19 protein-coding genes are annotated in these 17,588 nt (G+C 62.1%); 13 read left to right on the forward strand and 6 right to left on the reverse strand.

The window, feature by feature from the left end; genetic code table 11:
• The first annotated feature begins 10 nt into the window (after positions 1-10).
• From ANTHELSMS3_RS13380 to ANTHELSMS3_RS13395, 4 genes are all read left to right on the forward strand, one after another.
• The gene (locus ANTHELSMS3_RS13380) at positions 11-427 is read left to right on the forward strand and encodes a universal stress protein (RefSeq protein WP_094035301.1); all 417 of its coding nucleotides are present in this window, start codon (positions 11-13) and stop codon (positions 425-427) included.
• A gap of 52 nt (positions 428-479) precedes the next feature.
• Entirely contained in the window at positions 480-2,189 is a 1,710-nt protein-coding gene (locus ANTHELSMS3_RS13385; protein ID WP_094035302.1) for a BCCT family transporter, read from the forward strand.
• A gap of 134 nt (positions 2,190-2,323) precedes the next feature.
• Positions 2,324-3,526, forward strand: coding sequence for an aminotransferase class V-fold PLP-dependent enzyme (locus ANTHELSMS3_RS13390; RefSeq protein WP_094037118.1), 1,203 nt, complete (start codon positions 2,324-2,326; stop codon positions 3,524-3,526).
• A gap of 66 nt (positions 3,527-3,592) precedes the next feature.
• A complete protein-coding gene (locus ANTHELSMS3_RS13395) occupies positions 3,593-5,014 on the forward strand; it encodes a cryptochrome/photolyase family protein (protein WP_198319807.1) in 1,422 nt (473 codons plus the stop codon).
• 8 nt (positions 5,015-5,022) lie between these two features.
• Here ANTHELSMS3_RS13395 and ANTHELSMS3_RS13400 read toward each other — a convergent pair whose 3' ends face one another.
• Positions 5,023-5,424 (reverse strand): hypothetical protein, encoded by a 402-nt coding sequence (locus tag ANTHELSMS3_RS13400; RefSeq protein WP_094035304.1) that lies wholly within the window; start codon positions 5,422-5,424, stop codon positions 5,023-5,025.
• Positions 5,425-5,567: 143 nt separating this feature from the next.
• On the opposite strand from ANTHELSMS3_RS13400, the gene ANTHELSMS3_RS13405 reads away from it, so the two are divergent.
• The 5 genes from ANTHELSMS3_RS13405 to ANTHELSMS3_RS13425 all read left to right on the forward strand — a co-directional run bounded on the left by ANTHELSMS3_RS13405 (position 5,568) and on the right by ANTHELSMS3_RS13425 (position 9,356).
• On the forward strand, positions 5,568-6,773 hold the full coding sequence (locus ANTHELSMS3_RS13405; protein WP_094035305.1) for an SAM-dependent methyltransferase: 1,206 nt from the start codon (positions 5,568-5,570) through the stop codon (positions 6,771-6,773).
• Between the two features lie 3 nt (positions 6,774-6,776).
• Positions 6,777-7,217 carry a TrgA family protein gene (locus ANTHELSMS3_RS13410; protein ID WP_094035306.1) on the forward strand — a complete coding sequence of 147 codons (441 nt, stop codon included), beginning with the start codon at positions 6,777-6,779 and terminating at the stop codon, positions 7,215-7,217.
• A 68-nt stretch (positions 7,218-7,285) separates the two neighbouring features.
• Positions 7,286-8,338 (forward strand): NUDIX domain-containing protein, encoded by a 1,053-nt coding sequence (locus ANTHELSMS3_RS13415; RefSeq protein ID WP_439098676.1) that lies wholly within the window; start codon positions 7,286-7,288, stop codon positions 8,336-8,338.
• A gap of 476 nt (positions 8,339-8,814) precedes the next feature.
• On the forward strand, positions 8,815-8,970 hold the full coding sequence (locus tag ANTHELSMS3_RS25805; RefSeq protein ID WP_198319808.1) for a hypothetical protein: 156 nt from the start codon (positions 8,815-8,817) through the stop codon (positions 8,968-8,970).
• 2 nt (positions 8,971-8,972) lie between these two features.
• Positions 8,973-9,356 (forward strand): group III truncated hemoglobin, encoded by a 384-nt coding sequence (locus tag ANTHELSMS3_RS13425; RefSeq protein WP_094035309.1) that lies wholly within the window; start codon positions 8,973-8,975, stop codon positions 9,354-9,356.
• On the opposite strand, the gene ANTHELSMS3_RS13430 is transcribed toward ANTHELSMS3_RS13425, so the two are convergent.
• Together ANTHELSMS3_RS13430 and ANTHELSMS3_RS13435 are read right to left on the reverse strand one after the other, a co-directional pair.
• Entirely contained in the window at positions 9,353-9,721 is a 369-nt protein-coding gene (locus ANTHELSMS3_RS13430; RefSeq protein WP_157733510.1) for a hypothetical protein, read from the reverse strand. The genes ANTHELSMS3_RS13425 and ANTHELSMS3_RS13430 overlap by 4 nt on opposite strands.
• Before the next feature lie 63 nt (positions 9,722-9,784).
• Entirely contained in the window at positions 9,785-10,126 is a 342-nt protein-coding gene (locus tag ANTHELSMS3_RS13435; protein WP_157733511.1) for a hypothetical protein, read from the reverse strand.
• Between the two features lie 427 nt (positions 10,127-10,553).
• Here ANTHELSMS3_RS13435 and ANTHELSMS3_RS13440 point away from each other — a divergent pair, with 427 nt between their 5' ends.
• From ANTHELSMS3_RS13440 to ANTHELSMS3_RS13455, 4 genes are all read left to right on the forward strand, one after another.
• A complete protein-coding gene (locus tag ANTHELSMS3_RS13440; protein ID WP_094035312.1) occupies positions 10,554-11,588 on the forward strand; it encodes a cysteine synthase A in 1,035 nt (344 codons plus the stop codon).
• On the forward strand, positions 11,585-14,023 hold the full coding sequence (locus tag ANTHELSMS3_RS13445) for a DUF3772 domain-containing protein (protein ID WP_094035313.1): 2,439 nt from the start codon (positions 11,585-11,587) through the stop codon (positions 14,021-14,023). Before ANTHELSMS3_RS13440 ends, ANTHELSMS3_RS13445 begins: the two co-directional genes overlap by 4 nt.
• Positions 14,020-14,736: an alanyl-tRNA editing protein gene (locus tag ANTHELSMS3_RS13450; protein ID WP_094035314.1), complete on the forward strand. Its 717-nt coding sequence runs from the start codon at positions 14,020-14,022 to the stop codon at positions 14,734-14,736. Before ANTHELSMS3_RS13445 ends, ANTHELSMS3_RS13450 begins: the two co-directional genes overlap by 4 nt.
• Before the next feature lie 84 nt (positions 14,737-14,820).
• Positions 14,821-15,171, forward strand: coding sequence for a hypothetical protein (locus tag ANTHELSMS3_RS13455; RefSeq protein WP_157733512.1), 351 nt, complete (start codon positions 14,821-14,823; stop codon positions 15,169-15,171).
• A gap of 165 nt (positions 15,172-15,336) precedes the next feature.
• Here the strand turns inward: ANTHELSMS3_RS13455 and ANTHELSMS3_RS13460 are convergent, their stop codons facing one another.
• Genes ANTHELSMS3_RS13460 through ANTHELSMS3_RS13470 form a run of 3 tightly spaced genes read right to left on the reverse strand, consistent with a single transcriptional unit; the run spans position 15,337 to position 17,538 of the window.
• The gene (locus ANTHELSMS3_RS13460) at positions 15,337-15,750 is read right to left on the reverse strand and encodes a Fur family transcriptional regulator (protein ID WP_094035316.1); all 414 of its coding nucleotides are present in this window, start codon (positions 15,748-15,750) and stop codon (positions 15,337-15,339) included.
• Positions 15,747-16,673 carry a DMT family transporter gene (locus tag ANTHELSMS3_RS13465; protein ID WP_094035317.1) on the reverse strand — a complete coding sequence of 309 codons (927 nt, stop codon included), beginning with the start codon at positions 16,671-16,673 and terminating at the stop codon, positions 15,747-15,749. Before ANTHELSMS3_RS13465 ends, ANTHELSMS3_RS13460 begins: the two co-directional genes overlap by 4 nt.
• A 10-nt stretch (positions 16,674-16,683) precedes the next feature.
• Positions 16,684-17,538: a DUF533 domain-containing protein gene (locus ANTHELSMS3_RS13470; protein ID WP_094035318.1), complete on the reverse strand. Its 855-nt coding sequence runs from the start codon at positions 17,536-17,538 to the stop codon at positions 16,684-16,686.
• Positions 17,539-17,588: the final 50 nt, after the last annotated feature.

Genomic DNA, 17,588 nt, shown 5'->3' on the forward strand with positions numbered 1-17,588 from the left:
GGAGAGGGACGTGTTCAAACGGATCATGGTGCCGGTCGATCTTGCACATGCCGAACGCTTGGAAAAGGCGTTGGGCGTGGCAGAGGATCTGGCACAACACTACGGAGCTTCGGTCGTGTATGTTGGTGTCGCGGCGGCAACGCCGAGTTCTGTGGCCCATTCGCCTGAGGAATTCGCAGCCAAGCTGACAACCTTTGCCGAGGCAAGGGCCGCGCAAACCGGCGTAACCGCCGAGGCACACGCCATGACAAGCCATGACCCATCGACCGATCTGGACCCGACGCTTCTGAAGGCGGTCGGGGAAACCGGGGCGGATCTGGTGGTTATGGCCAGTCACATCCCGAACATCACCGACTATGTCTGGCCCTCCAATGGCGGCACGATTGCGGGCCATGCCAAGGTCTCGGTCATGGTGGTGCGCGCGTGATCGCGTGGGGCCGGAACACCGGCATAAAAACAAAAGAACAGGGGGGTCAGGCATGACCGATGATACGAACAACCAAGGCATCCCCGAACCGGAGGGGGCTTCTGACATCATCAAGACCGACTACGACATCGGTCAGGACAATATCGAAACCCGGGTCGGGCCGTTTCCGGTCGATATCCACAATCCGGTTTTTGCAATCTCGGCGCTGAGCGTCATTCTCTTTGTGATTTACGCATTGGTCGCGCCGACCCATGCCGGAAACTTCTTTTCCGGCGTGGATGCCAGCGCCGTAGAAGGATGTGAGCCGGGGGCGTTTTGTGACATCGGTCTCAGGGCCTTTCTGACGTCGACCTTCGACTGGTTCTTTCTGATGGCGGCGAACGTATTCGTGCTGTTCTGCTTGCTGCTGGTCGTGACGCCGATGGGCTCTGTTCGGTTAGGTGGCGCGGATGCCAAGCCGGATTACGGGTATCTCGGGTGGTTTGCGATGCTGTTCGCCGCTGGCATGGGCATCGGCCTGATGTTCTTTGGCGTGCTGGAACCGGCCTATTACTTTGGCACCCCGTGGGGGGATGAGCCATTGGGCGTCGTCCGGCCCTTTGCCGAAGACGGAACGCTGATCGAGGCAAACGTGCAAGAGGCACGACGGATGGCGCTGGCCGCCACCTCCTATCACTGGGCGTTGCACCCTTGGGCGATCTACGCGGTTGTGGCGCTGTCGCTGGCGCTGTTTTCCTACAACAAGGGTCTGCCGCTTTCGATCCGCTCTGCCTTTTACCCGATCTTGGGCGACCGAGTCTGGGGCTGGTGGGGTCATGCGATCGACACGCTGGCGGTCTTTGCCACGTTGTTCGGTCTGGCAACTTCGCTGGGCCTTGGCGCGCAACAGGCCAATGCCGGTCTGGAGTTTGTCTATGGCATTCCGAACAACATCACGGTTCAGGTCATCCTGATCATCGGGATCACGGCGATTGCACTTGTGTCGGTGCTGCGTGGGCTGGACGGCGGTGTGAAAGTGCTGTCGGAAATCAACATGGTGATCGCCATTGTCCTGCTGCTCTTTGTGCTGTTCGCCGCTGGTGCAACCGCCATTCTGGGAGAGTTCGTTTCGGGGATCGGGGCCTATTTCCAAGAGGTCATTCCGCTGTCGAACCCGTTTGGACGTGAGGATGACGGCTATCGTGAAGGGTGGACCGCCTTTTACTGGGCCTGGTGGATCAGCTGGTCGCCCTTTGTCGGCATGTTCATCGCCCGCGTTAGCCGGGGCCGGACGGTGCGTGAGTTCATCATCTGCGTGCTGATCATCCCCAGCCTTGTCTGCGTATTCTGGATGGCCGTGTTCGGCGGTGCCGCGATCAACGACATGATCGCCAATGGAGCGGATTCGGCTGTGAAGGCGAACGTGATCGACAGCTATGTGCCCGAACTCTCGTTGTTCGCGATGCTGGACAGCTTGCCGTTCACCGCAATCACTTCGACCATCGGCATTGTGCTGGTCATCGTGTTCTTTGTGACCTCATCTGACTCGGGGTCGCTGGTGATCGACACGATCACGGCGGGCGGCAAGGTCGACGCGCCGGTTCCGCAGCGGGTTTTCTGGTGTACCTTTGAGGGGCTTGTGGCCATCGCGCTGCTGATTGGCGGCGGATTGACCTCGCTGCAGGCCATGGTGATCTCGACGGGTTTGCCGTTCACACTGGTGCTGCTGTTGATGTGCTATGCCATCTGGAAGGGCCTAATGGCCGAGCGCCGGTCTCACTGAGGACCGCACAGGTTCACACACGCGAAACAAGGCCCCGGCGGAAACGTCGGGGCCTTTGCCTTTGCCGGGTTCTGGTGGGTTGACGCCGCTCGATCGTCGGGCTTTGTCTCAGGCTCCGGGACATGAAGGAGGGTATCATGCTGGATGTCGATTTTGTGCGGGCGCAGTTTCCGGCCTTTGCTGAACCATCCTTGCAGGGGCAGGCGTTTTTCGAGAATGCTGGCGGGTCGTATACCTGCGCGCCGGTGATCGACCGGCTGACCCGGTTCTACCGCGAACGCAAAGTCCAACCCTACGGTCCCTTTGCGGCCAGTGAGGCCGCCGGGGCCGAAATGGATGAGGCCCGCCGCCGCCTTTCGGCGCTGCTGGGCGTGGACACCGATGAGCTCAGCTTTGGCCCTTCGACCACGCAGAACACCTATGTGCTGGCCCGCGCCTTTCGGCAATTCATGCAGCCGGGTGAGGCGATTGTTGTCACCAATCAGGACCATGAGGCAAATTCTGGCCCGTGGCGGCGGCTGGAGGCCGAAGGGATCGAGATCCGCGAGTGGAAGATCGACCCCGGCACCGGCACGCTGAACCCTGAGGATCTGGAAGACCTGCTGGACGAAAAGGTGCGGCTGGTCTGCTTTCCGCATTGCTCCAACGTCGTCGGAGAGATCAACCCTGTGGTCGAGATCACGGCGCTGGCCCATGCGGCGGGGGCCTTTGTCTGTGTAGACGGGGTCAGCTATGCACCGCACGGCTTTCCCGATGTTGGCGGGATGGGGCCGGACATCTACCTGTTTTCCAGTTACAAGACCTATGGCCCACATCAGGGGATCATGGTGGTGCGACGCACCTTGGCCGAGGTACTGCCAAATCAGGGGCATGTCTTCAACGGGGCGACCCTGACCAAGAAGTTCACGCCTGCCGGTCCGGACCACGCTCAGATTGCGGCCTGCGCGGGCATGGTGGACTACATCGACGCGCTGGCGGCGCACCACGGCTGTGCGGCGGGCGAGGTGCATGATCTGATGCGCGGGCATGAGGTCCGCCTGTTGCAGCCGCTTTTGGACGCGGTGGCGGGGCGCAACGGCGTACGCTTGCTGGGACCGAAGTTGGCAGAAGGCCGTGCGCCAACCGTGGCGCTGTCCCTGCCGCGCTCTGCAGCAGATGCTGCGGCGGATCTGGTGCCCCACGGGATCATGGCGGGGGGCGGCGATTTCTATGCGCAGCGTCCCTTGCAGGCTATGGGCATCGATCCGCAGCGCTGCGTACTGCGGCTGTCCTTTGTCCACTACACCAGTGAGGATGAAATCACGCAACTGATCGAGGCGCTCGACCGGGTGCTCTGATCCGGGCCTTGCCCTTTGCCAGCACGCGCTATCTGACTGACGGGCAAAACAATGAAGGAGCCCGCTGTGTCCGACCGATCCCCAATCCTTGTCTGGGTTCGCCGCGACTTGCGGCTGACCGATCATCCCGCGTTGAGTGCGGCCTGCCAGACCGGACGCCCGGTGATCCCGGTGGTGATCCGCGACCAAGGCGTCGATGATCTGGGGGCCGCACCAAAGTGGCGGCTGGGGCTGGGGATCGGCCATCTGGCAGACCGCTATGCCAAGGCGGGATCGCGTCTGGTCCTGCGGTCCGGCGATGCGGTTGAAGTGTTGAATGCGCTGGTCAAGGAAACCGGGGCAGGGGCCGTCTACTGGATGCGGGCCTATGACCCGGCCAGCGTCGCCCGCGACACGGCGGTCAAATCTGCGTTGAAAGAGGGAGGGATAGAAGCAGAAAGCTTTGCCGGGCATCTGATGTTCGAGCCATGGACGGTCGAGACCAAGCAGGGGGCGTTTTACAAGGTCTATACGCCGTTCTGGAAAGCGGTCCGCGACCGGGGCGTCACAGAGCCGGTGTCCGCGCCCGGGCGCATCCCTGCGCCGGACAGTTGGCCGGGTAGTGAAACCCTTGAAGATTGGAACCTGGGGGCCGCGATGCGCCGGGGGGCGGATGTGGTGCGCCCCTGGGTCCAGCTGGGTGAACAGGCCGCGCAGGGGCGTTTGGGGGCCTTTATTGCGCACAAGGTGTCGGACTATGACCAAACCCGCAACTTGCCATGGACCGATGGCACCTCTTGCCTGAGCGAAAACCTCAGTCTGGGAGAAATTTCACCCGCGCAATGCTGGCACGCTGGACGCAGGGCGATGGAAGAGGGCAGCAAGGGCGCCGAGACCTTCCTCAAGGAGCTGGTCTGGCGTGAGTTTGCCTACCACCTGATGTGGCACACGCCCCGCCTGCTGGACAGTAACTGGCGCGAGGAATGGGAGGCGTTCCCTTGGAATACGGATGCCAACGCTCCTGACGTTATCGCCTGGACACAGGGGCGCACGGGCATCCCCTTTGTCGATGCGGGCCTGCGTGAGATGTATGTGACGGGTCGGATGCACAATCGGGCGCGGATGATCGTGGCCTCCTATCTGACAAAACACTTGATGACCCACTGGAAGATCGGGATGCGCTGGTTCGAGGATTGTCTGATCGACTGGGATCCGGCGGCCAATGCGATGGGCTGGCAGTGGTCGGCGGGGTCGGGGCCGGATGCGACACCCTATTTCCGGGTCTTCAACCCGATCACGCAACGCGAAAAGTTCGACACCAACCGGGAATATGTAGATCGCTGGATCGCTGAAGGCCGCAAAACACCAACTGAAACGGCTCAAAGCTACTTCGACGCCATCCCGCGCAGTTGGGGCCTGTCGGCCACAGACCCCTATCCCACGCCGACCGTGACCGTGGACGAAGGCCGCAAACGGGCGTTGTCAGCCTATCAGAACCGCGATTTCTGAACCGGCATTCAGTTGCTGACGCCGCCCATGCGATCCATCTTGACCCAGCCGGTCGTGTTGCCCGCCGAGGCGATCTTGCACACCGGCTTGGCATCCGAACAGGTCTCGATATAGCCGCCTTCGCCGGGGGCGAGGGTGCCGGTCTTTTGCGTGAACTCCACATCGCTGTAGACCGCGACGGGCAGGGCCGACATGTTGAAGTAGGGAATGTCGCGCGCCACATTGCGCTCCCACGACCCGCCAGCCACAGTCTTGGGCTGCGCAACACGAACGGGTTCGGAAAGGGTCAAGGCGGGACGGGCCGCAGGCGCGGTTTTCTCAGCCTTTTCCACACCGACGAAACTCATCACCTTGCCGCAGCCAGAGGTTGCAAGGGCACAAATTAAAACGGCCACCAATTGCTTTTTCATCTGTCGTCTCCCGCATGAGGGAACATTTCGCTCCGGAATGACTCCAGAAAACACCAAGTTTGCCAAAATCCAAAGCACAAATGCTTGTCTCGCAGGTGTTGGGACATAAACTTCGTGAAACAACAGGCTTTTGAAAGCACCATATGTACCTGACAGACACTCATGGCCAAGCGGATCTGCCCCGCTATTTCGCGCGGGTATTTGACCTTGCCCGCAGCATGCAACGCGGGCGGCTGGATTTTGTTTTGCAGGATGGGCGCATGTTTCGCGCCGAGGGCCGTGAGGCCGGGCCGGTTGCCGAATTGCACTTGCTGAACAATGATGTATTCGCTCGGCTCATCCGCGAAGGCGATCTGGCCTTTTGCGAGGCGTATCTGGATAAGTGGTGGTCCACACCCGATCTGATGGGCTTTCTTGACCTTGTTCACGCCAATGAAGAGATGTTCGACGCATATCCCGGAGGCGGCGTCGTGCGCGCGTGGGAGCGGGTGCGGTTCTGGTTGCAATCCAACAGCAAGCGGCAGGCAAAAAAGAACATCGCGCATCATTACGATCTGGGCAATGCGTTCTACGGGCTCTGGCTGGATGAGACGATGACCTATTCTTCGGCATTGTTTGAGACCGGACAAGAGGGGCTGGAACGGGCGCAAGAGCTGAAATACGCCTCGATGATTGACCAGATGGGCGCGCAACCCGGCGATCATGTGCTTGAGATCGGTTGTGGCTGGGGCGGGTTCGCCGAATATGCGGCCAAGGAACGCGGGCTGCGTGTCACCGGACTGACCATCAGCCGCGAACAGTTTGACTATGCGCAGGACCGGATCGCGCGGGCCGGGCTGTCGGACCGTGTGGACCTGAAATTGCAGGACTACCGCGATGAGCGCGGCAGTTATGACGGAATCGCCTCTATCGAGATGTTCGAGGCGGTGGGCGAAAAATATTGGCCGATCTATTTCGACACGGTCCGCGACAGGCTCAAACCCGGAAAATCCGCGACGTTGCAGATCATCACGGTGCAGCACAAGCGGTGGGAGGTGTATCGCCGCGGGGTGGATTTCATTCAGAAATACATCTTTCCCGGCGGGATGCTGCCCTCTCCGGTGGTGTTGCGGCAGGAAATCGAACGGGCGGGCCTGCAGGTGGTGCACAGTCTGGAATTCGGCGAGAGCTATTCGCAGACGCTGCGCCGCTGGCATGAGACCTTTGAGGCCCGGTGGGACGAGATTTCCGCGCTTGGGTTCGATGACCGGTTCCGGCGGATGTGGAATTTCTACCTCGCCTCTTGCGCCGCGACCTTTCACAACGGTAACTGTGACGTGACCCAGATCACGATTGCAAAGCCCGCCTGACACATGCCCAACGCTGCGAAACTTCTTGCTGCCCTCGGCCTTGCGGCGCTGGGCTGGATTATATCGGATATGATCCGTCCGCTTGTGCCGTTCAGCGTTGACTTTGGCTATTTCAACTACGTCAACGCCGGTCTTGGCGCTCTGGTGGGGTGGTTGTTTCTGGGGCGGCGAGCCGGCGACGGGCTGACATCGGCGATCAACAACGGGATCACCAGCGCGGTCGCCATGGTTGTATTGGGGGTTCTGGTACAGGGCACGAACGAGATGGTGCGCCTGTCCTTTGCGCGCCGCTATGATACTCCTCTCGAAGCTATTGCAGCTATCTTCGAAAAAAGCATCGACTACGCGATGATCCTTGGGGATGTGCAGTTGATCCTGACCCTGCTGGGTGGGGCCATCGCGGTTGCGCTGGTGGTCGAGATGGCGGGCAAACGCTGGAGGTAACCCTGTCAAATCTGTTTTTCTACGGCACGCTGCGGCATCTGCCGCTGCTTGAGCTTGTGTTGGGCCGGGTGCCTGACATAGTGCCTGCCCGCTTGCCGGGGCACGCGGTGGTCTGGGCCGAGGGGCAGGCCTTTCCGCTGGTGATCGAACGCGACGGCGGCATGGCAGAGGGCGTTTTGGTGCGCGGCCTCAGCGATGAGGACCGCGCCGCGTTGGATTTCTATGAGGGTGGCTTTGTCTATGCATTGCACCCAGTGAATGTCGACACCGCCGAGGGGCCGCATGCGGCGGAGGTGTATTTCCCCCAGACGGACCGATGGCGTCCGGGGGCAGATTGGTCTCTGGACGATTGGGCCGCGCGTTGGGGCGCGGTGACCATGGGGGCCGCGCGTGAGGTGATGGACCGGCGTGGATCGTATGATGCGCGTGAGGTGGCGGGGATGCTGCCGTTTTTCCGCGCCCGTGCCTGGGCAGAGCAGATCGCCGCCAAAGGCGCGCCGCAGACGGTGCGTCGGGCCAGTGGCATGGAAGATGTGGATTATCAGGGGGTGCGCGGCACGCCGTACAAGGGCTTCTTTCGGATCGATCCCTTTCGGCTGCGCTATCGCCGCTTTGATGGCGAATGGAGCGCGCCGCTAGAGCGGGAGTGTTTCATTGCCTTCGACGTGGCGCTGGTGCTGCCGTATGATCCGGTTCTGGACAAGGTGCTGCTGATCGAGCAGATGCGCTTTGGACCGATCCATCGCGGCGATCCGGCCCCTTGGATATTGGAGGCGGTGGCGGGCGTGGTCGATGCGGGGGAGGCCCCCGAAGAGGCGGCGCGGCGTGAGGCTGTGGAAGAGGCCCATGTGGACGTGAAAGAGTTGCGTCTGGCCTGCCGGGGCTATGCCTCGCCCGGGTATACCACCGAGTTTTATCATTCCTATGTGGGTCTGTGTGACCTGTCCGGGCGGGACAAGGGGCTGGCCGGACTGGATGAGGAAAATGAGGATATCCGCAGCCATGTGATCCCCTTCGATCAGGCGATGGAGCTGGTGGAGACGGGGGAAATCAACGCCCTGCCACTGGTCATGCTGATCAATTGGGTGGCAGCGCGGCGGGATCAGTTGCGCGCGGGCTGAATATGGGTGTCCACGCGTGGACAGCGGTTCGGTCACGAAAAATCAAGGGCTTACAGAGACGGTTTTACCTTTCGGTAACTTTTGAGCGGGCCGACGAACGGCGCTAGTCCCGGTCTGAACGACCGAAACATCGCCCCGCCCGCCGTCCCCGGCCACTGACCTGCGATAGGTCACTTGCGCTTGTTTCAAGCAGCGAGATCCGCTTGGCAGGCGGCTAGAACACCCGCGTAGACCGTGGCAAGGCGTGCCGTTTGCACCCGGACGTGTGAGATCCTTTGCGACGGCGCAGGATCGGGCGGGGTGTGGTGATCCAGAAACGCTTTGCGACCGGGTTTCGGTTCACTTCGGGCTGCACAGGGTCCGCTGCGAATGGGCATAAAGCCAATCCAGATGTAGGGCGTTTATTTGGTATTTGAAATGCGCAATAAGATGTGCTAGAGAATGCGCATCCAAAATGCCTGTTTCTGGAGAAACTCATGACCCTTTCCGAAGTCTTCCTGTGGCCGGGCACCAAGGCCTGCGAAAAAATGGGCGTCGATCCGGAAGGGGAGGCAGGATTGCTGCGCTGGATGGTCAACACGCTTGTTTATCTGGTGCTGTGCCTGATCGTTGTCTGGGTGCTGGTTGTTTGAGTATGCCGCCGCGCATTCCCGTGACCGTGGCGCAAATTGAAACGGTCGTGGCACAGTTCTACGCCCGCGTGCGCGCCCACCCGGTTCTGGGGCCGGTGTTTGCCGCCCATGTGACAGACTGGCCGCTGCATGAGGCCAAGATCGTGCGGTTCTGGCGCAACGCCCTGTTGCTGGAGCGGTGTTACAACGGCAATCCGATGCAGGTGCATGCCGCTGCGGGCAACGTCAAAAGCGCGCATTTCACGGTCTGGCTGTCGCTGTTCGATGCTGTGCTGGAACAGGAACTGCCGCCGATGCTGGCCGCATCATGGTCGGCGCTGGCCCACAGAATCGGTCGCGGGCTCAGCTATGGTTTGCCAGAAAACGCGCTGGGCTGTCCGATCTAGTCGAAAACCAGTTCAGGAACACCAAAATATCCGGCCCAGTCGTTTGGGTCGGTATAGGCTGAGGTTCCTTTGGGGACATAGTGCAGGAACACAAGGTTGCAAAAGGCGTCCTTGTTCGGTGCGGTGCCTGCGATCCGGTCCCGGTAATGATACTGGGAGCTGCCCGAAAAGATGATCGCCTTGCCCGGTGTCAATTCATAGGGCCGAAAGCCGAGGTCCGGATCGTTTTTCAGATCTTCCTGCCAGTTTTCGGAAAACCCTGTTTCCGGCTCGGGCCAGGGGACGACGCGGCTGAAATGAATCGGCCAGATGTCGGATTGATCGATACACAGATCGACCGTCCATTTGGCCTGTGGGGCGTCCATGTGAATGGGGCAGACCCCCATGGCCCAATACATCGACAGAAAGTTGTAGCACGGTTCAACCTCTTAGCCGACCAACGCGCCGACCCGTTCAGCCATGCGCGCCTGCAAGTCATTGAAAAGCGTATGGTTATGGATGACCAAACGGCCAAAGGTCTTTAGCTCATGCATTTCGAATTGCGACTTGCCGGTGTCACGAATGACATCTCTGGCGGCGGCATGATCGGTGGCGTCGATGAAGTCCTCAATCTCGATCACTTTGAAATCGGGCCGTGTCCGCAGTTTGTCCATGGCCGTATCGAAGGTCTGGAGCGTGTCGGGGGTATTCTGTGCCAGATACTCTCTGGCGGCGGCATGTCGGTTCATCCAAGGGCTGTCATACCAAGGGAATCGGGGTGTAACCTTCAACGTTGTCTCCTGAATGCGGTGTCAAAAATAATTGTCCCGACGGTTCGGGAATGTGCAGCTATTCAAGCATTTAGCGATGGTTTTGTACTGCGTTCAAGGGGGGGGTGATGCGGAGTTCCGCAGTTGGCCCTGAGTGTCCTGACCTAGAGCGATCCGCGGGCAGGGCGGCGGGCTAGTGCGAGAAAAACATGCGGAAATCTTGCCGTGACCCGCGCGTGTCAGCAGTGGGTGTGCACGGGGTCGGGGCGAATGGACCATTAATTTTTAGGCCATGCGGTTGAAATCATATGAAACGACAACAGGTGACACGATCTGAAACGCCAAGCCGCTGTGGGGGCATGGACCGCGCCGGGCCACAGCTTCGGCGGCTTGAGTTCCCCCCACACGGGCCCTAAACCAAGGGCAACCGGGATCGAAAGGACATGTCATGCGCAATTCGCAGGACCTCGCACAGGCCGTCGGGCATACGCCGCTGATCAAGCTTCGCAAGGCGTCGGAACTGACCGGCTGTGAGATCTGGGGCAAGGCAGAGTTCATGAACCCCGGCCAGTCGGTCAAGGATCGTGCGGCGCTGTACATCATCAAAGACGCTATCGCCAAAGGCCAGCTGGAGCCGGGCGGTACGATTGTCGAAGGCACCGCAGGCAACACCGGCATTGGCCTTGCGCTGGTCGGCGCCTCGATGGGCTTCAAGACGGTGATCGTCATGCCCGAGACGCAGAGTCAGGAAAAGAAGGACATGCTGCGGCTGGCCGGTGCCGAATTGGTGCTGGTGCCGGCGGCACCTTACAAGAATCCGAACAACTATGTGCGCTATTCGGGCCGTCTGGCCGCAGAACTGGCCAAGACGGAGCCGCATGGTGCGATCTGGGCGAACCAGTTCGACAATGTGGCCAACCGTCAGGCGCATATCGAAACCACCGGCCCCGAGATCTGGGAGCAGACCGGCGGCAAGGTGGATGGGTTCCTCTGTGCGGTCGGTTCCGGCGGCACGGCGGCGGGCGTTGGCATGGCGTTGCAGCCCAAGGGTGTGAAATGCGGCATCGTCGATCCGATGGGGTCGGGGATCTACACGCTGTACACCGAAGGTGAGGCCAAACCCGAGGGCAGTTCGATCTCTGAGGGGATCGGGCAGGGGCGGATCACCGCCAACCTGGAGGGCTTCAAACCCGATTTCCTGACGCAGGTCAGCGACGAAGAGGCGCTGCCGATCGTGTTTGACCTGCTGTCCGAAGAGGGGCTGTGCATGGGCGGATCGACCGGCATCAACGTCGCGGGGGCCATCCACATGGCGCGCGAGATGGGGCCGGGGCACACCATCGTCACGGTGCTGTGCGATTACGGCACGCGGTATCAGTCCAAGCTGTTCAACCCGGATTTCCTGCGTGACAAGGGGCTGCCGACGCCGCCCTGGATGACGCGCGGGCCGTCCAGCATTCCCGGCGTATTCGAGGACGCATGACCCTGTTTTTCCGTACCGCTCTGCGTCCCGTCGCCGCCCTTCTGATTGTCCTGTTTCTCTGGGCCTCGACGGTTTGGGCGCAACAATCGACTTTGCCGGACTATACGTCGTGGGAAACCATCGCGACGCGCGCCGAATCCATGGTCGATGCCGAACGTGCCTCGGACGAGCGGCTGGAAACGCTGCGCGCCCAGGTCGCCACGTGGCGTGAGCAGTTTCAGGCCGCGCAGAACGTCAATGCCTCGCGTATCCAGACGCTTGAGGCGCAGATCAAGGCCTTGGGCCCGGAACCGGAAGACGGCACAGAATCCGCTGAAATCAAGGAACAGCGCTCGTTGCTGAGCACGCAGTTGGCGGATCAGCGTGCGCCGGTGTTGCGGGCCGAGGCGGCCTATTCGCGCGCAAATGCCATCGTCGGCGAGATTGACCGGATCATCCGGGAACGTCAGGCCGACGCGCTGCTGGAGTTCGGGCCATCGCCCCTGAACCCGATCCACTGGCCCGGTGCGGTACAGAACCTGCAAACCACGTTTGTGTCGCTCTGGCGGGAAATCACCGCAAACGTCGGATCGTCGTCGGCCCGGAAGGCGGCGCTGCAAAATGCGCCCACGGTCCTGTTGTATCTGATCGTCGGCATCATGTTGATTGCGCGTGGATCGATCTGGGCCCGTACCGCCGTCGACAAGTTGCGCAGCGGCACGCGCCGAGGGACCGGAGTGTTTCGCTTTCTGGTGTCGCTGGGGCAGATCCTGTTGCCTTATCTGGGCATTGTCGCGCTGCTGCAGGCGTTGAACGCGACCGGTTTTGCCGTCGACGAATGGAACGTGCTGCTGGGCAAGCTGCCGTTCTGGGCGGCGCTGATGTTCGGCATTCGCTGGCTGGCGGATCAGGCGTTCAACAACGACGACGACGTGGCGGCCCTGCCGCTGCACGCCGACGAGCGGCCCAAGGCGCGTCGACTGGCGAACGCCTTGTCGTTTTTGTATGTGCTGGAAGATTTCATAGCCACGCTGATCGCATTTGACGGCTATCCGGCCGCAACTGCCGCTGTGGTGCAATTCCCGGTGCTGCTGTTGTCGGGCCTGCTGCTGGTGCGGCTGGGCCGGTTGCGCAATGACGCGCCGATTGTGGGCTCTGCCGCCGCGCTGGAAGAAGCGTCCGGAGATTTCCGACTGCGCTTTGCCAAACTGTTGGGTCGGATCATTCAGGTTGTGGGCGTTATCGGGCCGATCATGGCCGCGATTGGCTATTTCAGGGTCGGCGAGGCGCTGGTCTATCCCGCCGTTGCGACGCTGGCGCTGGTCGGCCTTGTCATGGTGCTGCAACGCTTCATCAACAACCTCTACGAGTTGGCGACCGGGCGGCATCCCGATAGTACCAACAGCCTGTTGCCGGTTCTGGCAGGGTTCATCCTGTCGTTGGTTGCGCTGCCGATGCTGGCGCTGATCTGGGGCGCGCGGGAAGCCGATCTGACAGAGATCTGGGACCGGGCGCAGGAAGGTATCTCGCTGGGGGATACGCGGATCTCGCCGACGTCGATCATTGTGGTGATCGCTGTATTCGCGGCAGGCTACATGCTGACGCGTTTGATGCAGGGGGCGCTGCGCACCTCTGTGCTGCCCAAGACCAAGATGGATCAAGGCGCGCAGAACGCCATTGTGTCCGGTATCGGGTATGTCGGGGTGTTTCTGGCGGTGATCATCGCCGTCACCGCTGGCGGGCTGGATCTGTCGTCGCTGGCCATCGTCGCCGGTGCGCTGTCTGTCGGTATCGGTTTCGGCCTGCAAAACATCGTGTCCAACTTTGTCTCTGGCATCATCCTGCTGATTGAGCGCCCCATCGGTGAGGGCGACTGGATCGAGGTGGGCGGCACCCACGGCATCGTCAAGGACATCTCTGTCCGCTCGACCCGGATTGAGACGTTCGACCGGTTCGATGTGATCATTCCCAACGCCGATCTGGTGTCGGGCACCGTGTCCAACTACACGCGCGGCAATTCGCTGGGCCGGATCATCATCGAGGTGGGGGTGGCCTATGGCTCTGACACCCGCAAGGTGGAACGCATCCTGCTGAACATCGCGCGCGAGCATGACATGGTGTTGATGAACCCCGCCCCGGCGGTGGATTTCATGAACTTCGGCGCGGATTCACTGGATTTCCGCGTCCGCGCGGTGCTGCGCGATATCGGGCAGGGCATGGCGGTGAAAACCGAAATGCGTCACCAGATTGTCGAGCGCTTTACCGAAGAAGGCATCGAGATCCCGTTTGCGCAACGCGATCTCTGGCTGCGCAATCCCGATGTGTTGGCCGAAGCGGTGGAAAGCAAATGGACCGCCGCCGCGTCCGACCGTGAAAAATCGCAAAGCAGCACCACGCCGCGCAAGTCCACTGCCACGATGGGCGATGAACGGGTCGGCGATGAGGATGAGGGCTGACGATGGATCTGTACCGTGAGGATGCCTATCTGCGGGACGCCCCCGCAGAGGTGGTGGCGCTGACCGATGAGGGCGGGATTGTCCTGTCGCGATCTGTCTTTTACCCCACGGGCGGCGGGCAGCCCGGCGATAGCGGTTGGCTGGAATGGGGCGGGCAGCGTCTGCCCATCGCCACCACGTTAAAGGGTGAAGCGGGCGCATCGGTTCTGGTGCCGTCGGAACCCGCGTCGCTGCCGCCGGTTGGCACGCAGGTGATGCAGGAACTGGATTGGGAACGCCGTCACAAGCTTATGCGGATGCACACCGCGCTGCATCTGTTGAGCGTGGTGGTGCCGCTGCCGGTGACGGGTGGGCAGGTTGGCGCGGGCACCGGGCGGCTGGATTTCCTGATGCCCGAACCGCCGCAGGACCGCGAGGCAATCGAACAGGCGCTGAACCGGCTGGTGGACCGCGATCTGGAGGTCAGCGACGGCTGGATCTCCGAGGCCGAACTGGATGCGCGGCCCGATCTGGTCAAGACCATGTCGGTGCAGCCGCCGCGCGGTGCCGGCGAGATCCGTTTGGTCCGGATCGGCACCGGGTCTGAGCAGGTGGATCTGCAACCCTGCGGAGGCACCCATGTGGCGCGCACCGGAGAGATCGGCGCGCTGAAGCTGGGCAAGATCGAAAACAAGGGCAAGCAGAACCGCCGGGTGAACATCGCGTTGGTTTGAGTCGGCGCAGCCGCAGGCTGGGCAGAACAGGTGCGGCGCGGTATTCTGCCGGGATTGAATGATTTCAAACCGGAGGATTTCGACATGCGCCTGGTCTTGGTATTTTGCGGCCTTGCGGCGGTCGCGCCCGTTTCCGCCGAGGTCGACACCCCTGCCTTTCTCCAAAGTTGCCGCGACCTGCATCAAGGCCGCGCGGGCGGCGCGACATGCGAGGCCATGTTGGAAGGCGCGCTGGGAGCCTTTAGCCTGCTTGGCGCGGATTACATGCCGCTGTCAGCGGAAATGGGCTATTGCCTGATGCCCGACATGACCGCCACCGAGGCCGCCACAGCCATTGTGCGTTATGCTGATCGCGACCCGGAGTGCGCCCAGCTGGCGCATTTTTCCATGTGCATGAACCTTGCGTTTCAACAGACCTATGGCGGGTCTTGTTGATCAGGGTGCGGGCGTGATCCAAAGGCGCGCTTGCGCGCACAGGTTCAGCGCCTGCGGCGCGGGTCTGGGGGCGGGGAGACGTGTCTTGAAGATCATGTGCGGGTGAGAGCGGGCACAGCTTCTGGATTCACCTGAACGAAGATCGGGTGTGGGTGTGGTTGCGGGTTAGCGTTTCTTGAGCGGGACGCCGTAGAGTTCCATGCGGTGGCCCTTGAGCCGGTAGCCGAGTTTTGCGGCGATCTTTTCTTGGAGTGCTTCGATGTCGGGGTCGACGAATTCGATCACTTCGCCGCTGTTGAGGTCGATCAGGTGGTCGTGGTGTTCGCGTTCCGCGTCCTCGTACCGGGCGCGGCCATCGCCGAAATCAACGCGTTCAAGGATGCCCGCCTCTTCGAACAGTTTGACGGTGCGGTAGACCGTGGCGATCGAGATGTTGGGGTCACGCGCCGAGGCGCGGGCGTAGAGATCCTCTACGTCCGGGTGATCGGTGGCGCTGTCCAGCACATCGGCGATGGTGCGGCGCTGTTCTGTCATGCGCAGGCCTTTGGCGGCGCAACGGTCGGCGATGGTGTCTGTCATGAGTCCGGCGTGGTTTGTCTGGGGGCCGTATTAGGCAAAGGTGCGCGTGAGGCCAAGCCTCGAACGCGTCGGGCGCGCAGGACATAGACCGCAAGGGTAAGTACGACAATCGTGCCGCCGATGACCATGCGGCGGGAAGGGGCCTCTCCGGTGCCGAGCCAGACCCAGATCGGGGCGAGGACGGTTTCCAGCAACAGCAGCAGGCTGACATTGGCGGCGGCGGTGTAGCGTGAGGCCTGACTGAGGGCGAAGAAGGACAGAGGCAGGATCACGATGCTGGCGGTGAGGATGGCCCAGAGGTGGCCTTGGGCCATCTGCGCCGGGCCGGTGAGGGTCCAGCCCGCCGCGCCCGCAATCAGGGCACCGATGCCGATCACCGGCAGCAGGGGCAGATCGGGGTGGTGGCGCAGGGTGACAAAGTTCAGCGCGAGCGCGAGGGCGACACCCAGCCCGCAGGCGGCCCCGATGAGGGAGGCGGGATCAAGCGCTGCGTCGCCGGTGTCGGTGACAGCATAGGCCAGTCCCGCCATGACCAGCGTGATGGCCACCCATGTGGCGGTTGAGGTTGCTTCGCCGTGCAGCAGGCGGGCCAGCAGCGCCGACCAGACCGGCACCGTCGCCACCCCCAGCAACACCGGGGCCACGGGCGAGATTGCGATGCCCAGCGGAAACAGCGAGGCGTTGAGCGCGTGGCACAGGATCACCAGTGCGGCGGTCGGGCCGACAAGGCGCGCAAGATCCGCGCGGTGGTTGCTGGCGGTCAGGGCCCATGCGGCCATGAAGATCACGCCCATGCACATCCCGCGCCAGCCGAGCATCTGAAAGCCGTCCATGCCGGAGACGCGCATCAACAGAGCATCCGGTGTCAGGATGAGCGCCCCGGCCAAGGCAAGGCCGAGGCCGAAAGCAGACGTGCGGGCCAAGGCGCGATCCTCAGGCGTAGAGTGGCTGCATGCCCATCTGCATGTGCAGCATGTTCACCACCGCCTCATCCAATTGCAGCGCGCGGGCGAGCCGGTCGAGGTACTGCGCCTCGGCCTGCATGTCGACACGGATGGTCATGAGGGAGGCGGAATAGACCTGCATGCGCTGCGGCTCTGGCGTGTCGGCGGCCAGCGCGTCGGGATCAACCGGGGCCTTGAGCTGGGCCTGAATGAAGGCGCGGTCCGACGGGTCGGCATCGTCGCCGAGGGTTTCGAGGATCTTGGCCTGTTCGGCACGGTCGATGTCGCCGTCGCTTTTCGCGGCCTGAATCATCGCGCGCAGCATGAGGCCAGCGGCCTCTTCCGCCTCTGGCGGGGCATTTTGTGACGACATGGCGTTCAGCACACCCGAGGCGCCCTGACCCTGCGCGTCGGCGGTGGTGCCGGCCAGGGCCGCGAACATGCCCGCAAGGCCGGTGCCGCCCGCACCAAGTTGCGACAGCAGGCCCTCACCCTTGCCGCTGCCCGCGCGGCCCATGATTGCCGACAGGTCCATGCCGCCGGACTGAAGCGATTTCATCATGTCGGCCATCGGATTGTCCGCGCCCGCCGCCGCGCCGGGCATAGCCCCCATGCCGCCCTTTTGCATCGCTTCCATCATCTCTTGCATGCCGCCGCACTGAGGCATCTGTCCGCCCATCAGCTTGCCCATCTGGCCCTGAAGCGAGGCGGCCTGTGTCTTGGCCGGAACCTGCGCGCCACCGCCCAGCAGGGATCCGATCCCCTGTCCGCCGGACATCCTGTCGACGCCGCGTGCGGCGGCATAGCCGATGGCCACTTTGGCCAGTGTTCCCATGAGACCCATTAGATAGCTCCTCCTTGCCGGTGATGCGTCGGGATCGACTGTGGCAGAAG

This window comes from Antarctobacter heliothermus, assembly GCF_002237555.1.
In the GTDB taxonomy this organism is placed as follows: domain Bacteria; phylum Pseudomonadota; class Alphaproteobacteria; order Rhodobacterales; family Rhodobacteraceae; genus Antarctobacter; species Antarctobacter heliothermus_B.

Bases quoted from the DNA above. Each gene is read 5' to 3' on its own strand.
- ANTHELSMS3_RS13385 (WP_094035302.1), top strand. From the start codon at position 480: ATGACCGATGATACGAACAACCAAGGCATCCCCGAACCGGAGGGGGCT.
- ANTHELSMS3_RS13400 (WP_094035304.1), bottom strand. From the start codon at position 5,424: ATGAAAAAGCAATTGGTGGCCGTTTTAATTTGTGCCCTTGCAACCTCT.
- ANTHELSMS3_RS13405 (WP_094035305.1), top strand. From the start codon at position 5,568: ATGTACCTGACAGACACTCATGGCCAAGCGGATCTGCCCCGCTATTTC.
- ANTHELSMS3_RS13410 (WP_094035306.1), top strand. From the start codon at position 6,777: ATGCCCAACGCTGCGAAACTTCTTGCTGCCCTCGGCCTTGCGGCGCTG.
- ANTHELSMS3_RS25805 (WP_198319808.1), top strand. From the start codon at position 8,815: ATGACCCTTTCCGAAGTCTTCCTGTGGCCGGGCACCAAGGCCTGCGAA.
- ANTHELSMS3_RS13425 (WP_094035309.1), top strand. From the start codon at position 8,973: ATGCCGCCGCGCATTCCCGTGACCGTGGCGCAAATTGAAACGGTCGTG.
- ANTHELSMS3_RS13430 (WP_157733510.1), bottom strand. From the start codon at position 9,721: ATGGACGCCCCACAGGCCAAATGGACGGTCGATCTGTGTATCGATCAA.
- ANTHELSMS3_RS13440 (WP_094035312.1), top strand. From the start codon at position 10,554: ATGCGCAATTCGCAGGACCTCGCACAGGCCGTCGGGCATACGCCGCTG.
- ANTHELSMS3_RS13445 (WP_094035313.1), top strand. From the start codon at position 11,585: ATGACCCTGTTTTTCCGTACCGCTCTGCGTCCCGTCGCCGCCCTTCTG.
- ANTHELSMS3_RS13455 (WP_157733512.1), top strand. From the start codon at position 14,821: ATGCGCCTGGTCTTGGTATTTTGCGGCCTTGCGGCGGTCGCGCCCGTT.
- ANTHELSMS3_RS13460 (WP_094035316.1), bottom strand. From the start codon at position 15,750: ATGACAGACACCATCGCCGACCGTTGCGCCGCCAAAGGCCTGCGCATG.
- ANTHELSMS3_RS13470 (WP_094035318.1), bottom strand. From the start codon at position 17,538: ATGGGTCTCATGGGAACACTGGCCAAAGTGGCCATCGGCTATGCCGCC.